The 16,409-nt window shown below is 58.3% G+C and carries 7 protein-coding genes and 1 pseudogene; 5 read left to right on the forward strand and 3 right to left on the reverse strand.

Translation table 11 applies throughout. From position 1 onward, the window contains the following. Positions 1–406: pseudogene (locus tag RSSM_RS34900) on the reverse strand (glycoside hydrolase); the annotation flags it as partial. Positions 407–1,103: 697 nt separating this feature from the next. Between RSSM_RS34900 and RSSM_RS31870 the strand changes: the two are divergent. Beyond that, the gene (locus RSSM_RS31870) at positions 1,104–2,756 is read left to right on the forward strand and encodes a hydrolase (RefSeq protein ID WP_144060024.1); all 1,653 of its coding nucleotides are present in this window, start codon (positions 1,104–1,106) and stop codon (positions 2,754–2,756) included. Positions 2,757–2,858: 102 nt separating this feature from the next. Next, positions 2,859–3,665 carry a lysophospholipid acyltransferase family protein gene (locus RSSM_RS21705; protein WP_008684023.1) on the forward strand — a complete coding sequence of 269 codons (807 nt, stop codon included), beginning with the start codon at positions 2,859–2,861 and terminating at the stop codon, positions 3,663–3,665. Between the two features lie 101 nt (positions 3,666–3,766). Here RSSM_RS21705 and RSSM_RS21710 read toward each other — a convergent pair whose 3' ends face one another. Continuing rightward, positions 3,767–12,481, reverse strand: a complete 8,715-nt coding sequence (locus RSSM_RS21710; protein WP_144060025.1) for an FG-GAP-like repeat-containing protein — start codon at positions 12,479–12,481, stop codon at positions 3,767–3,769. Positions 12,482–12,861: 380 nt separating this feature from the next. Between RSSM_RS21710 and RSSM_RS21715 the strand changes: the two genes are divergently transcribed. The 3 genes from RSSM_RS21715 (at position 12,862) to RSSM_RS34190 (ending at position 15,595) form a co-directional block, all read left to right on the forward strand. Next, entirely contained in the window at positions 12,862–13,629 is a 768-nt protein-coding gene (locus tag RSSM_RS21715; protein ID WP_008684028.1) for a DUF726 domain-containing protein, read from the forward strand. After that, complete coding sequence (locus RSSM_RS21720) at positions 13,626–15,335, forward strand: ABC transporter permease (RefSeq protein WP_008684030.1); 1,710 nt, start codon at positions 13,626–13,628, stop codon at positions 15,333–15,335. Before RSSM_RS21715 ends, RSSM_RS21720 begins: the two co-directional genes overlap by 4 nt. 89 nt (positions 15,336–15,424) lie before the next feature. Continuing rightward, positions 15,425–15,595 (forward strand): hypothetical protein, encoded by a 171-nt coding sequence (locus RSSM_RS34190; RefSeq protein WP_008684031.1) that lies wholly within the window; start codon positions 15,425–15,427, stop codon positions 15,593–15,595. Between the two features lie 120 nt (positions 15,596–15,715). On the opposite strand, the gene RSSM_RS21730 is transcribed toward RSSM_RS34190, so the two are convergent. Beyond that, positions 15,716–16,409 (reverse strand): helix-turn-helix domain-containing protein (locus RSSM_RS21730; protein ID WP_044303253.1); only part of this gene is annotated, 694 nt, incomplete at its 5' end.

Consider the following 16,409-nt stretch of genomic DNA (forward strand, 5'->3'; position numbering starts at 1 on the left):
AATCCCAATCCGTTGACGGAATCTCGTCAGTGGATGCTGCCGCCCCGCGCGGTGGTGTCACGGTATGGCGGTGCGTGTACCAAACGTAGTACTTCCCGTCGTGCAAAAGAATCTTCGACGGATCGCGGCGTGACACCGTTCCGTCATGATTGCTGTAGTCGAACCCTTTCAGTTCGGTGTATTTGAACTGGCTGAACAGTTCATTGTTCTGCGGTTCCGGAGCCTCGTAGTCTGTGTAGATCCGCTCCATCGCTCGGCTCAACGGCCGGTTGGGTTTGGACTCCGGTAAGTGAAACGGAAACGGGGCCAGGTTGGTAGGATCCAGCGAAGCGGCATCCTGTCCGACAACCTGCGAACTGTTGAAAAAAGCAAGCGTGCCGAGAACGAGACAAAGATTAATCTTCATGCGAGATAGTGTTGGCGTGGGGATAAGAATACGGAAAAGAATGATGCCGGAGAAGCGACGCACGACGATCGCGGGAGTGCGATTGGGAAATCGATCGATCGAGAAAGTAGGACGAAAACGTCACCCGACGTTGCTGTTTCCGTGGAATGGCCATGGGTTACAGAATACACGGAAATCCATGTCAAATTGCTGTGTGTCTTCGCCGGGTAGGCTCCGATGTGCCTGCGACGTGCGGAGAATTCACGTTGCCCAAACGCAATGCCCAAAGACATTGCCCAAGCACTTTGCCCGCTGGCGTTAACGTGATGTTGGTTTGCGTTGCTGTTGTCTATGGATTTGAGATTAGATTGACGCCTGCGACACTCGGTCGTCTTTGTTGTCTTGAGATCTAGCGATGTGAAGGATTTGTGATAGTGTGGCGCTGCTCGCGTGGCGTTTTCGAAACCGGATGATGCCGATCGTGAGCGACTCTGTCCGATCGAGTTTCGGGTATTAGATCGTGTGAAGATCCTGCTGCATGAGGATCTCTCATAAGATCCACGACTGCCTGCGCGAACATCAATCAGCCGATAGGTTCTCGGATAGATCCCTGCAATTCCCCACCTCCATTCGACGTCACGGAAACATGTGGCACCGCCGCTGTGTTATCTGCCGGTTTGTCGTGTTCGTCTTTCCTTGCAAATTGGTTGTTCCTGAAATGATTCCGAGAACGATTGTGTTGGCACTGTTTGCTTGCTCGCTAGCAAACGCAGTTTTTGCTGAACCGCCGTTGCCTCCCGAAGGGATGCGTTGGGTGCTCAATCATGAGTTGTCCGACGAGTTCAACGGCACGCAGTTGGACGAAACCAAATGGATCGACCATCACCCGACCTGGAAGGGCCGCGTTCCTGGGATCTTTCTACCGTCGCAGGTATCGGTTCGTGACGGGCATCTCCGCATTCGCGGTGAGAAACTCGACCAGGAGATCGTTGTGAAGCGTGGACGCGGCAAAGAAGATGTTTACACGATTGCCGGCGGTGCGGTGGTGTCGCGTCATTCAGCGTTCTTGGGTTACTACGAATGCCGCTGCAAGGCGGCCGCGACGACAATGTCCACGACGTTTTGGTTCTCGGGCGGCGGCGGGATTGGTCCCAACGGTTGCGACTCCTACGGTCAAGAATGGGACGTGCAGGAATGCATCGGCCGCCAAGGCGATTTCAGCGGCAAGTACTTCGCCAACGGGATGCATTCCAACGCCCACTATTGGTACACCGATTGTGATGGCGAGAAGTTCGACCATCGCGCCGAGCAGGTTCGCTTTGAAGATGACGAACTCGCTTCTGCGGATTTCCATGTCTACGGTGGTTGGTGGCGTGACGCGACACGTGCGAGCTACTACTACGACAACGGCGAACCGAAAGAGCAAACGTTCTACAACGAAATCAGCGAGACCCCCTTCGATACTCCGATGCGAATGAACTTGGTCTCGGAAACATACCCGTTCCCGTGGATCGAACTGCCGACGGACGAAGAGTTGGCGGATCCTGAAAAGTCCGTTGCTATCTACGATTGGGTCCGTGCCTACAAATTGGTGGACATTGACTCGCCCGAGATCATGCAAACCAATCCGAACAAGCTGCCCAACGGTGGTTTCGAAGCGGGAGATTTGTCGTTTTGGAAAGGACGAAACGGCTGGCGTGACATCGTGTCGGATCCCGAACACGTCGATTCAGGCAAGTTCGCGTTGCGTATGCGGGGCAGAACTGAGTTGTCTCGCCGCGTTATCCTGAAACCAGAAACCATGTACGAGTTCTCCTGCAGCGGCAAAGTGAGCGACGGATCACGGATGCGATGTGATATCGACCGCGGAAAGTTGTTCTCTGCCGCTTTCAAAGAGGCGAAATACACTCATGCGAGCGGGCAGTTCCGAACTCCGAGAAGCGGCGTTGTGACGATTCGGGTGACGGGCGGTGGATCCCAATCGGTCTGCTATTTGGATGACTTTGTGGTCCGTGAGGTCGAACCGCAGCCGGTGACACCGTCGACCGTTGTGGACGCGTTCGAAGAACGAATCGCATTGCCCGGCGACGCGGTTGTGGACGTGCAGGCCGGAGTCGTGCGGGTGCCTCTGGTCTACGCGTCGAATCAGGACCGGTCGATCCGTTTGACGCTGCGCAGGGACGAGGTGGTGTTGAAAGAGGTGACCTGGAACGGGCTGGCCGGTTACGGAAACGGCGTGGTTGAGATCGGGGCTGGCGAGATCGGGGCTGGCGATTCGGCGGAAGCATTCGGAGACCTCGTAGTCGAAGCCAAATTCGAAGGAGCCGACGACGACAGCTCCGTTTCGTGCGGCGTGGCAACGGGCGAATAGCAAGCCGGCTTACGTGGAATCGGTGCATGAGATAGTGTTTTCGCTGTTGCGTGCCATCTCATCACGCACCCGACTGGCCACCCCATTCTGCATCTCCCGATCATGACCGCAAACGCAGCGAACACCACGCACGATCTTCTCGACTACCACGACGACGTTTACGCGTCGCCAACGCGAACGACGAGTTTCTTAGCCAAAGTCGCTCCGTCGCCGTATTTCTACGCAAAATTCCTAAGCAACGTTTTGCGGTCGAGCCGGGAGGCGAAAGGCGGACGCTACGACGGCGAACGCTGGAGCGTGACAAGCCACGAAGTGCTCGAGGCGCTAGAGTCCGTTGGCGTTCGTTTCCACGTCAGCGGGGTCGAGAACATTCGCAAATTGGAGTCGCCGTGCGTTTTCGTTGCCAACCACATGAGCATGTTAGAGACGATCATCTTGCCGGCGATCATCCAACCGGTTCGCGAAGTGACGTTTGTGGTGAAGCAGAGTTTGCTGGACTACCCGGTGTTTTGTCACATCCTGCGTGCGCGTGATCCGATCGCGGTGTCGCGGGCGAATCCACGGGAAGATCTCAAAGCGGTGATGAAAGGCGGTGTCGAACGTTTGAATAACGGGGTTTCGATCGTGGTATTCCCACAAACCACGCGGGCGCCAACCTTCGACCCGACCAAGTTTAACACGATCGGCGCCAAACTCGCCGCACGTGCTGGCGTTCCGATCGTGCCGATCGCGTTACAGACCGATGCGTGGGGGAACGGCAAAAAGCTGAAAGACTTCGGCGCGATCGATGCGGCCAAAACCGTGAGGTTCGCATTTGGCGAACCGATCGAAATGTCGGGACGAGGCACCGAACAGCATCAGCAGACAATCGATTTTATCCAGCGCAAAATCGACGAGTGGAATCGCTAAAGCATTTTTGAGTTTGTCTGGGCCGATCTCTGTAGCGGGCTTTGCCAGAGTTCACGCCACCGAAGTCCGGCGACATCGGCTACGTCAATCATTGGAACGCTTTAGACTCTCGGTGAGAACTCGTCGATCGAGGCGAAGACGGCGTCCAGTTCGTCTGCATCGCTGACGTCGTCATCTAGCTTCGAACGTTCGTCAATACTACTGTCGCTATCACCTGTGTTCGACGCATCGAATAGAACCCGAGGGCTTTTTTCGTCATAGGAACCGACGGCGGAGTCGAACACGTCGAAACTGCTTGGCTCTTCGAGCGACGAGTCATTGCTGAGGATTGGATGAACTGCCGTTGGTTGGCTGCTGACGTGCAACCTCGTTGGGACTCCGGTTGTTGAACTTGACGCCGCGAAGACGGGTTCGGCTGCGGCAGGAGCAAGATCCATCGTGTTGAGATAGTTGATCGTTTGCAGGGCATCCAACGCGGTGACCAACCCATCACCGCTGACGTCGTAGTAATAAGTGTCGACGGCGGACGAAACGGACGAGAACTCGGGCAGCTCGCCTTCGCCAGAGTTATTGAGGCGATTGATGATCAGCAACGGGTCAAGAGCCGAGACGTCGCCGCTGCGGTTCACGTCGGGCGCCAGCAGCGGGTTTTGCCAAATCACGCTAGCGGCGAGTTGCAGGATCGTATCGCCCGAGGAAAGTTGGTGAGCTGGGATGCCGTCTCGTTCCACGGGAGTTTCGACCGTCCATTCGGTACCGAGATCCAACACGTCGTCAGGATCAACGCGGAGGAACAGCGTATTGCGAGAATCGGTCATTTGGCGAACCGCGGTGCTGTTGATTGTCAGCGTTTGTGTTCCATCGCCGAGCGTGTTGATCTCCTCCATGTTGGTCGCAATGATCCCAGTGGACGTCACGCCGGTCGCGTCGATCGGTTGATAGTGGAACCCGTCAATGTTGAGATGAAGCGCGTCGTACCCGGCGTCTCCGTCGATGGAAGCGTTCGATATTGCGTTGATCAGGATGTTGTCATCACCTCCTGACGTGTTCAGGTTGATCGTTCCTGCGTCGATCCCGTGGTCGATTGAGATGGTTTCTCCTCGCAGTCCCGTGGTGAACGTGGACGCCGACACGGGCCGGGTCAGTAGCGTGGTTTCGGTGGTTTCGTCGACGAGCACGATGTCGTCGTCTACCCTGCGAACGTGGAGATCACTCAGTTGAGCGTCGACGTGAACAACCGAGAGTCTCCGACGGCCGATGCTCGGATACCCGAACGCGGTGGTGGAAGGGGCAACATCGATGTAGATCAATCCGATGTCGTGCCCGTCGGCATCAAAGTCCAAATCGGTTTGGACCGAGACGGTTTGTTCGAGATTCCAGTTTTCGGGAGTGAATGTCAGCGAAGCAGGCACGAGGTTCACGCTGCCGATATCGCCATTGTCAAACGAAAGTGTCACCGGCCCAGTGGGGCGTGCGCCGAGTGAGATTGCGAACGAGTCGGCGGGGAGCCCCAGTTCACTCGCGTAGGTGTTCTCGAACGTTTCGGTTACGAGAATCGAAGGAACGTCGTCGTCGATCGTCGTCAAGGTTACGGTTTGAGGCGGAATGTTTCGGAACTGCTCGTCAGACTGGGTATCGATGACGTCGAAGTCGACGGTGAATGTTTCATCTCCGCCCGCCGCGTCGTCATCATGTACGAACAATCGCACCGGTTGTGGTTGATCCCAATCAAACGGTGTGAATGTCAGGATGTTGATCGCGTCGTCGTTGACTTCGATACCGATGCGGTCGGGCGCGTTGACCGCGACTCGCACGTCGGACAAAGGTGCGGATGCGAGCGAAACGCCAAGGGTTTGCGAATCCGAACCGTCGGCGGCGTTTTCAAACAGTCGCACGGTTTCGCTGACGGGATTGCCCTCGTCGTCCACGATGGACATCGCTGCCTCCTCGTCGTCCGCCACCGTGGTGGACACCTCGACGGTCGGATGCCCTGTGGCACGGATCGACACGGTGACTTGGCGATTCCCCTCGACTACGTTGTTGTCTTCGGTCGTGATCGGAATCTCGATCCGTCGCTGGCCACGAGGGAACATGATCGATGCGGGCCATTGCATCTGGTCGTTCGGCGACGTGCTCAGCCGAACGGTCACCTCGCTGGTTGTGTTGCGGGTCAGTACCAACGTGGCGCGTCCGTTGTGCTCGGGGATCGAATTGATGGGTGTGCCTGTTTGTGTGGCGGGCAACACCAATTCCGCCGTCATTTCGGGGACGTCATCTTCGGTGACCGTCATCGGCAATTGCGATGATTCATAACCATCGGAGGAAACGAAGAACTCGAGATCTCGGTCGCCGCCAACGATGTCATTGTTGATCGGCGTTACGGGAATATCCACGAACGAATCACCGATTGCGACGAACGCGGTATCGGGAAGTTCGATCGACTGCGGTGCGGAGGTCGCGATCGCAATCTGCTGTGATCCTTGTTCGAGCGAGACGACACCGGGCAGTTCGACGCGAAGGTAGATCGTTTCGGAGTCCTCAGGCACCGTGTTGTCGATGATCAGGCTGCCGTCTTGTCGGACGAGACGCGTGGTCAATTCTTCGTAGTCGGTAATGTCCAGAGAGGTTTCCGCGTCGACGTAATCGGTCGCAGTGGCGCGTAGGACCACGTTCCGAGTTCCGGTTAAGAGGTCATCGTCGATCGCGGCCACTTCAATCGGCTCGGAAAGAAATTCGCCATCGGCAAACTGGGCTGCGGAAGCGAATGAAAGGCTATTCGCCGGGGCGGTGGTGAGGTGAGCTTCCAAAATGCCGTTGTTGTCGGTTCGTCGCACGCGGATGACCGCGACGCCGTCTTTCTCACTGATTTGAGGAACACCGTCATCATTCGCATCGGGGGAATCGAACACAATTTCCAACGGTTCATGGTCGGTAATCTCGATCTCGGCGGCAGTCGATTCGTAACCGCCGGCCGATGCGATCAGCGACACGGCACGGGTACCGTCGAGGATGCGGTTGTCACGTGCGACCAATTCAAAGGGCGACGACGTGGTGCTGCCTTCCGGGAACGATACGAGAATCTGCGACTGCAGGGCATCCGAAGGATCCGAGAAAATCTGTGCGGAAAGGCTACCGTCCGAAGCACTGCGGTGCAGAATCCCCGTGATCGTCCCGCCGTTTTCCGAAGCGGTCGTGCGATCGAGATCAATCAACAACGTCTCGTAGTCGGTCACCGCGATTTCGATGCTCTCATCGACGAGACCGATCCCCGACGAAACGATCGAAACAAACTGCGTCCCATCGAGGAGATTGTCATCGATTGCGGAAACGGGAACACGGATGGTTCGTTGACCGGCTTCGAAGGTGACCGACGTGGGAACAGTGATCTCGGTCGAATCATCGACGCTGAGGCTGATCGATTGTTCGGCGGTGGCGTCGTTTCGGTTCAGAATCAATTCCGCGAATCCGTCCCGCTCGCTGATCGACAAGCTCGAAAGCGACATCGTCAGCGTTTCGTAATCAGTGACGCCGAGTTCCCCTTCGCCACTTTCGAGCCCCGCGGCACTGGCGGTGATGACGACATCTTGGGTTCCGTCAAGAAGCGTGTCGTCGACCGCGTTGGCAATGAAAGTCACCGACTCGGCTCCGGCGGGAATGGTGACGTTGGGGGGGACGACCAATTCCGTGCGATCGGAACTGGAGAGACTGACCACGAGCGCATCGGACGTGTCCGCGTATAGACGTGTGACCGTGACGCTCGTTACACCTCCGTTTTCGCTGATTAGGACGTCGTCGATTTCGACGGCGAGTCGTTGGGGCGAAAGTGAAAAGGTGCTGCGGTAGGTGCCGCCGGCGATGCCGTCTCCCGATGGCGTTTGATTCCAAACGGCCGTGTCGGAATTGCCCGGAATGTTGTTGCTGAGGAACTCTCCGTCGAGCAGTGTGCCCACGGTGTTGGTAATCCCGCCGGTTTCACCGTTGGCTTCGATAAGATAGTAGCCCGCACGCAGGGGTTGTGAGAAATTCAACGTTGCGGTCAGCGTGGTCGGGTTCCACTGAATCACGCCGTCGGAATCTTCGATGAACTCGTCATCGTTCTCGAAGAACAGCGAGTCGTCGCTGCGACGCAGACGTAGATTCTCGGTCGTGAGCGAATCCGGATCAATCGCGCCGCTGAAGGTTACCGCGAGAGAGTTCCATTGACCGGCGCTGCCTGTCAACAAGCCTGGTTCGGTGAGGTGTTCCCCGGCGGCGAACGAGGTTCCCACGATGGCCGGTCCGTGGACCAATCCGTCGGTGTCGACCGCGAGATTCGGCCGGATCCACTCGAGCGTAACGGCTTCGTTGCCGCCACCGTCCTCGTATTGAATTCGGATCGGGTACATGCCGGCGAGCAGCGGGCTCGACGGGGTGCCCGCGATGTATCCGTGGCCGGTTCCCCAACCGTTGTCGGCGATTTCCGCCGCAGTGTTTCCGAAGACGCCGTTGCGGTCCAGATCGATGAATACGCGACTGCCGTCGTCGCTCTTGGTGAGAAGTTGCACGTTGCCTTTGGGCACGACGACGTAACCATCCCACTGCACCGAGAAATTGTCCCAGTCTTCGTCGCTGCCGCTGGTGATCCCTACGTCGGCGCGCGTTCCGAAGTCGCCCGAGGTGGTAAAGTCGACCGTTGGATCGACGCGTGTGCCCGCGATGGTTTGCGTCGTCCGCCAATCGTCGGAGTTCGAAACGCCTCGCAACGATTGGTCCACATAGCTGCCGACGAGGCCCGGCGTGCTCAGGCTTTCGTCTTGAAATAACGCCGTCGCCGGAATGACTCCGGAAACGATGACTTCTTCGTTCAACGTGATGGTGTATCCTGCCGCGTCGGTGACTCGGCCTTCAATACGATAGCGGTCGGAATCGGGGACGCCGCGAGTGTACAACGTCAGCGGGACGCCACGGGTGCTGTTGATGGTGTCGTAGACCGCATCGAGCGGCAGCAGCGTGTCGTCGGAGGTGCCAAAGGTCGCGTCAGTGCCGGAACCGCGAAGTGTGAAGACGGTGGAGTGGACCGACGCGAGGGAAAGCTGATCGGATAGGAACAGTGTGAAGCGTCCACGTTGATACGGATCCCGTTCGTAGATACTGGCGGTGACCGATGCGGGCGAGACGTCATCGGATGTAATTGTGAATGTGGAGCGGAACGCGCCGCCCGCCTCGCCATTTCCACTGACCAGCGGGAACGCATAGTTTGTATCGGATTCTCCATCGAGAACGTTGCCGTCGAAATCGGTGATGCCGTCGAGAGTCAGCGTGTAGGTGCCGACCGGCAAACGTGTCGCCGCGGTCCAAACGAGCGAAGCCGACAGCGGGTTGACTTGGGCTGATCCGACCACGATTTGGCCGGATGCGTTGACGACGCGAACGGTGCTGCTGTCGATCGACGAAGGGTCGACAATGTCGTCGAGCAACACGAGGATTTGGTTGGTCGCGTTCAATTCGGCTCCGTTGTCGGGCGAAACCGCGATGACACGCGGGGCGTCGTTTGCGATCGCTCTCCCGGGCGTGAGTTTCAAACGATAGGAAGCCGAAGAACCGTTGCGTCCGGTGACTTCAATCGTCAACGGACCGGTGGGGACGATCCCGCTGCCGGTAAAGTCGAGCCGGATGTACGGATCAACCGATGCGATCCCCGATTGGCGGTCGACCTCATCGTCGCTCTGGGCAATCACCGCTCCCGACGCATCGCGGATGGTCAGGATCGCATCGAGCGGCATTTGAAATTCCGCGGAATCGATATCGATGTCCCATACCGTTTCGCCGGTTGGGTTGAACGTGTACCGGTCCACGTCGTCGACTCCCTCGAGCGACGAAAATACGACGACTTTGTCGTTTTCCGGATTGTCGGCTGACTGCCGCGATACCGTCAGCGCGTTGTTGTTCGCGTCGGCGGTGATCAGCTCTTTCGAGCCACTGCCGTCCAAGTCCGCTGCGACGATCGAGTATTCGTTCCAGTTCGTGCCGCTGACCCAGACCGGTCGCGTGAATCCGCCTTCGTTGTCGCCCAGCAGAACGCTGGCCGAATATCGCCAACCGCCGACGAGCAAGTCGACCGATCCGTCTGCGTCGATGTCGTCTGCGCTGATCTCGTGAGGCTCGTTCGTGAGCACCTCGCTCGAAAGCAATCCGAACTGACCGTTGGCGAACGATTGATAGATTTCCAACAACGCCCCTTCGCCACTGACGACGGCAAAGTCGGCAGCGGTGTCGTTATTGAAATCAGCGACCGCGATTCCGGTTGCGAATTCCGTGATCTCGACCGAGTCGCCTCGGATGAACCCGCCGGTGCTCGTGTTGCGATGAACCGAAACGCTGGCCGACGCGTTGCTCGCAACCAACAGATCAACGTTCCCGTCCCCGTCAATGTCGCCGGCGTCGAGCGATGAGGGGCTCGCCACGGTCGTGTACTGCGTGGCCTCGCCAAAGCTGCCGTCGCCGGAGTTGATGAACGTCGACAACGTTCCATCGAAGGTGACCGTCGCGATGTCGGTCGATCCGTCGCCGTCAAAGTCGGCCGCCGTGATGGCGCTGTTGTGTCCCGCCGTCACCAACGGAGTCGCCACGGTGAGTGCACCTCCCGCACCGGCGAGCAAGATCATCACCTCGGCTGCACCGGACATCGCAAGCGCGATATCGTCCATCCCATCACTGTTGTAATCGGCGATCGCAATCGGTTCGGTGGCAAAGTTGAACGTGCCGGTGATCTCAGTCGTGACGGCCTCGCCCAGACTGCCATCGTCCGCTGTGATGTACGTATGCAGTTGGTTGGAACCTTGTTGCAGGGAAGTAACGTCGTCGCGACCGTCACCGTTGAAATCTCCCGCACGTACGAACACAGGGCGGGCCTCCAATTCGACCGTTTGCGAAACCCGATGATCGATTGACATTTCCTGCAGGTGACGGTCGAGTGAAACCGGGATTTCGTTTCCGTCCGCATCGCGAGTCTCGTCCACAATGACCTGAGCACCCGACTGCAGAACCCAATCGAGATAGTTGCGATGGTTATTGATTTCGCTGCCCGGTTGCCGCGAGTCGGTTCCCTCGAACGAGAAGATGCTGCCCGTCGAGAGGTACTCGGTGCGTCCGACATACGACATGAACGCTTGCACGTCGCGAGCGTGCGGCAGCCCGACGGCATGGCCGAATTCGTGGTTGACCGTGTTGGTCGACAACGCCGCCAATTGGTTGACGGTCGTTTCGGTTGCCCCGGTCATTGCCAACCCAGACGCGCTCCGTTGACCGCCTCGCGAACTGCCCAAACCGCCGGCGCCGAAATCACCAAAGTCGCCGATTCCCTGAGTGACGCGTTCGTTTCCCTCGGCGGGAGCTTCGGTGGCCGCGTTGACGTCGTAGGGAGCGTACTTGGCGTCGAACGATCCGATGTAGTAGGTGCGGGCTTCGTCGACGGCGTAGTCGTTGACACGATCGAACCCGAAGTAGCTGCTCGGTTGATCGAAGTCGAAAACGTGAGTCGTCGCATCCCGCTGTGGCGAAAAGTCGTACTGGAAATCCGCGCTGATCGCGTAGGCTCCCGTTCCGATCGGCGAATTTGCCGAAACGGCGAGGAAGTAGACACCGGGATCGAAGGCATCTGGACGTCGCGTGTTGAGAACGTTCGACTGCGTCGTTTCGAGGAACTGCCCGTACTGGTTGTAGAGCGTCATCGACTTGCCGCCGCCGGTGACCGAGTCGGTGGCGCCGATCGACAACCGGAAGTTGATCGTCGTCAACGAATCGATCTCAAAGCGATAGACGTCCACATCGCTGATGCTGTCGATCGTTCCGGAGACCTGTTGTTGCCAATCGTTCAGCCCGCTGGGCCGTGCGAGTTGCCAATCGTAAGCGTCCGACAAAGTATCGCCGTCGTCGTCGGCCGAAAACGCGTTGTCGAGCACGTTGGCGATCATGTTGTACGGCAGCGATACCAAATCGGACGAATCAGATCGACTCAGTTGCACAATGACCGTTCCACCGTTGCGGCTGGTCGCGGTGATGCCGTTGCCGGTGATGTCGGTGGCGATCACGTTTCCCGATGCATCGATGAGCGTCGTGGCCGGACCGAGATCGGGCAGTCCGGCAAAGCTCACCACGATCACATCGCCGGGCTGGGTACTCAACGCGAACCGATCAATGTCGTTGCCGCCATCGAGCGAACCGTTCATGGGGACACCCAAAACTATCTCGGGGGCGTCCGAGTCGGGATCGTTGGGTTCCGGTTCGGTATTTGTCGCAACCGAAAAGACGGTGGACTGCATCCCGTAGTCACCGACGAAGGTGCCAAAGTCGTTGGACGCGGAAATGCCGAGGTAGTAGGTTCCGGCGGACGGAGCGACCACGGACAGATCACTTCCGTCGTGAGACGTCGCCAACAGGTTGCCATCGGGATCGAACAACTCCAGCCCCGGCGGTAGGGTCGATTCAAACCTGGGGGCGTTTTGATTGAACGGATCCAGACGGAAACGCTCGCCTTGGGCCAGATCAATACGAAAGAAGTCAACGTCACCGGCCGAAGAGAGGGCTCCCTCGGCGAGTTCACCGGCGGGCAACAAAGTTGCATCAGCGATCGTATCGTTCGGTTCAATTTCCGCCGCGAGGAGCTGACGCAGTTCGAGCAACTCGAAACGGCTGCGACGTGTGGGACGGCAACCTGATACCCGCTTTGCGACTCGTTGGCGTCGTCGGTTACGCGTGGAGGAGACCGGACCGGAGGATGAGGAGACGTCCGGTGTGAGTTCGCGATTCTCAGCGAAGGGGTGTTTCCAAAATGACATCGGTGTGGGCTCGGTGGGGCGAAACCGCGTGATTGCCATCTGTACAGGCGTCATCCGTGCCCGTTGCAATCATCTATGGCGGGGGGATCCGGAATTTGAGTTCGATAGTGTACCGGATGCTGCCCCGAGCGTGGGGCAAACGATTCTGCCTCGATGGGCGTGGTTTGAGCAGAGCAGATTACGGCGTTTTCCGAGCGAGGGGGGGAAGAGTTGTTGGCGAAGCCTCCGCCGTTCTAGCGGTCTGCAAACTCCGTCGGGTACAATTGGCGGTGCCGGATTTGCGCCCCGTTGGGGGTGGTTTCCGGCCTCGAAAGTGCCCGGCGTTTTCTCTCCTTTTCTACGCCGCGATTTTCTCCGCTCCTCCTCTACCCACTGCGTGCATGTCCGTCCGATTGCATCCGATCGCCAAATCCAACCGCGGCCCCATTCATTTGGTGATCGCTGGTTATCGTTCGCGTCCGGACGCGGCGTTGATCGAGGCCGCACGGTTGCCCGGGGCGACGTACGCGGTGCACTGGGCGGCGGGGAAATGGGCCGAAGCTGGTGCGTCGGTCGGCGTGATGGCTCGTGGCGTGCGAGTCGGAGTGCCCGCGATGCGGACCGGGAAAATGCTCTTGGGCGTGGGCTCGATCGCTGGGTTCGCCGGCGGAGCGTTAGTCGTCGGTGCGGGCCAGTTTCGGCATCGGTACTGGTGTGCAAATCGTGACGGTCAACGTTTGGCTGCGTTGTTGGATCAAATTCCCGGTGCACGAAAGCGTCCGTTGTTCCTCTACGGTCACTCGCTCGGTACCGTCGTCGCACGTTCAGCTTTGCAAACGATCGCCGAGGGAAAGTACCGAATCGAAGACGTCGTGCTGATGGGCGGGATGGCTTCGCGACATGGTTGGGAAGCGATGGGGGAGCGGTTTCGCGGTCGGCTGATCAATCTGTATTCGCCCCGCGATCGCATCCTGTCGATCGCACCGGTTTGGGACCGTGTGGTCGGAACCGGCGAAGTCGTGTTGGCCGAGGATTCAGTGTTGTCGACGCAGCGAGTCGTCAACCATGACCTTTGCGAGCGATTGCCGAGCCAGTTCAACGCAATCGCGCATCATAGCGGTTATTGGAAACACTTCGGCGGATACGTCGGTCGGGGCCTATCCACATGAGCGAACCGGTGCAGGATGCACTCGAGATTGCCAACCTCAACGTCACCGCAGCCTCGAACGAGTTGTTGCGGGACGTTTCGGTGTCGGTCCCCGGCGGGAAGATCACGGTTTTGGTTGGTGGCAGTGGCGCGGGCAAGTCCGTGCTGCTGCGATTGCTCGCGGGGATTTTGCCGCGACAACAATCCCCGGTGTACTGGGACGGACAAATTTCGGTAGGCGAGACGCCGTTGGATGCCGATTCGCAGCGACGTACCGGGATCGTCTTCCAACAGTTCGCGCTCTTTGACGAGCTAACCCCGGCCGCCAATATTCAGTTCGCGATCGACCACCGGGCCGACCGAAACACACCTCCGCGTTATACGGCGTCGGAATGGTTGGAATTGCTGGGCGTTCCGTCGTCGCCACCTGTTGCCGCGCTGAGCGGTGGGCAAAAGCAACGCCTTGCGATCGCACGCACGCTCGCGGCGGATCCGCAAATCATTCTTTACGACGAACCGACCTCGGGGCTCGACGCAGCCACCGGGAGGCGGGTGGCGGAGTTGATCCGCGAAACGCAAAGTCGGTTCGGAAGGACGAGTCTCGTGGTGACGCACGATTACGCCGGATTGCTGCCGATCGCCGATCACGTGTTGCTGCTCGACTCAGCGGCCCGAACGATTGTCCGCGTTCCGCCGGAGCAGTGGGCCGAGATCCCGGAACGCATGCAATCGGTCGCGTTGCCGATGCGGGAGTCACAGGGACACACAACGTTTCAAAAATCGGCAGGGAATCCCACTGAAGACAACGCCGCGGAGGAGACGGTCACGCCGAAAGCGTCCTCGTTGACGAACATCCCACGTCGTTGCCGCGAAACGTTGGCCGAGAAAGCGTCCGGGTTTTTCCAATCGACGGGCGGTGCACTGGTCGCGGCTGTGCGTTTGCCTTTCGATGCGATTCCCTGGGTGCCGCGACCGAAATGGGCGGGCCGGTTTCTGCTGCACTACCTCGCGTTGGTCGGCGGACCGACCGGTTGTGTCTATCTGTTGATCGCCGGGCTGATCGTAGGATTCACAACCACCTATTTCACGCTCCGGTTTCTACCGTTTCGTTTGTACACACAGCCCTTGCTGATCGATGAATTGCTCGCGTCGATCGGTTTTGCGTTGTATCGGATCTTGGTGCCGGTATTGGCGACGGTCTTGATCGCCGCTCGCTGCGGTGCCGCGGTCGCTGCAGACGTTGGCGTGAAACAGTACGGCGGTCAGATCGATGCATTGCAAACGTTCGGCATTCGCAAAGCGGCTTATTTGCTCGTGCCGATCATGGGGGCGTTCTTGATCGCCACGCCGATCTTGGAATGGCTGGCGTTCACCGCATCGCACTGGATCAGCCGGATGACGTTCGTGGTTTGTTACCCGGACATCGGGATTCATTTTTGGACGCAGCACTTCTTCCGCAACCTCACGTTACCGCCGGACCCGCAGGGCAACGCAGCGTGGGGTTCCAGCCTACCGGTGCTCGGATGGTTTTTGCTGGGCAAAGGTTGGGGATGGGTTTTCCTGAAAAATACGCTTTGCGGGTTCGGGACGGCAGGGATCGCTTACCATCAAGGGATCACACCGAAACAATCCGCCAACGACGTCAGTCACAGCATCACGGCGACGGTATTGTGGGCGACGCTGTATGTTTTGATCGTCCATTTTGTGATAGCCTTGTTGGAATTCTAATAAGCGAATCGGCGCGGTGCGGCATCAATCGTTTGGATCTCGCATCGCAAGTACAACCTCAGTGTTCCGACAACGGTATTGAAGGCGGCATGGATAAGAAAGCAAAGAAGCGTTTGGACGTAATCAACAAAAAACTGCAAACGTTGCGTCCCCGTCTGGCAGGCTCGAAAGAGCAAGCCGACGATCCACAAGAGCTCGCGGATTTGGAAAACGAAATCGCGAAGCTAGAAGCCGAAGCGGCTGAACTACGGAAGAAATAGCCAACCCACGTAGCAGCGTTTTTCCAAAACGCTGAGCAGCAGAGACGAGAAGCGTGTGATTGGCTGTGTTTTGTATTTTGGTGCGAGTCTTGGAAAGACTCGCCTGCTTGGTTTGAGACGCTATCCCAACTCGTATTGCTTGATTTTTTTATACAGCGTGTTGCGGTTCATCCCTAATCTCGCGGCGGCTTTGGTTTGCACGCCGCCGCACTGCGCGAGCACTTGAGCGATCAGCTCTTTCTCGACTTGATCGACCACACACTCGTGGACATTGTCGTCATCGTCCGCTTCGGCGAGCCCGCGTGAGACGACGAATCGGGTGAGCGTCTTCACATCCATGCGATCCGCGTAGGCTGCGGGGCTGACGGCGGGGGCGTTCGGATCGTTCGTGCGAAGCGTTCCTGACATGCCTCCACCCGACATCGCGGAAGCGGCCGGTGGGATTCCCGGTTGGTCGGTTCCGGAAACGCCTTCACCCGGGACGCCAGCTGGCAAGCCGAGGCCGCCTTCAGCGCCAGGGAACGAACCACCAAACTCATTGATCAACGGTTCGCCGCTGGTCACGCAGGTCGGCAACAGATCCAACGTCAATTCATCGGTGTCGCTCATCACCACCGCGCGTTCGACATAGTTCTGCAGTTCACGGACGTTCCCGGGCCAGTGATACTCTTGCAGTGCGAGCATCACGTCCGGATCGATGTGCGTCACGTAGCGGTCGTTGATGTCGTTGTAGTAGTCCAGGAAGAACGAAACCAGCGAGGGAATGTCTTCGCGTCGATGCCGCAGAGCCGGGATCTCGATCGGCACGACGTTC

The sequence above is a fragment of the Aporhodopirellula sallentina SM41 genome (assembly GCF_000346505.1).
Classification (GTDB): Bacteria; Planctomycetota; Planctomycetia; order Pirellulales; family Pirellulaceae; genus Rhodopirellula; species Rhodopirellula sallentina.